The organism is Cupriavidus sp. 05T313, from assembly GCF_056396665.1.
Genome location: NZ_JBFTLX010000612.1, coordinates 1 through 480, shown reverse-complemented (window position 1 = coordinate 480; position 480 = coordinate 1). Strand labels below are relative to the sequence as shown.

1 protein-coding gene is annotated in these 480 nt (G+C 70.8%); it reads right to left on the bottom strand.

Annotated features, from left to right (window positions below; genetic code table 11):
- Positions 1-366: FAD-dependent oxidoreductase (locus AC1DKD_RS42005; protein WP_477144837.1), on the bottom strand; the 366-nt coding region annotated here is incomplete at its 3' end.
- Between the last annotated feature and the right edge of the window lie 114 nt (positions 367-480).

Here is a 480-nt window from a genome sequence, read left to right as displayed (position 1 = left end):
GCTGTGCCGCTCAAGGATCGTGGCGCAGGCAGCCTCGGCGTGGCGCGCCAGTTCCTCGTCGAAGCCCAGGCGCGTGCGGATCAGTCCGTACTGCGGAAAGTCGGACACCTCGGGCCAGGGCAGCTCGATGGTGCGGCCGCCGGCGATCAGGCGCAGGCCCTTGTTCCGGCGCCAGCCCTCGTTCTCCGGGTGCGGCAGGCCGAGCTTCTGGACCTCGCGGACGGCGCGCGGCGTCAGCCCGTCACCGCAGACCTTCTCCCGCGGGAACGCCGTCTTTTCCAGGACCGTGACCGCAAGCCCGGCCTTGGCAAGGTAGTACGCGGCGGTGGATCCGGCCGGACCCGCGCCGACAATCAGTACCTTCACAGGTCAGCGAACGGTGTTGCGGCGCAGCTTGGCCACCGGGCCCTTGTGCGCAGCGATGGCGGCAGCAGCGCCGTCGGGCGAGGAATCGGCAGGCTTGAACGCACGGTGCACGGC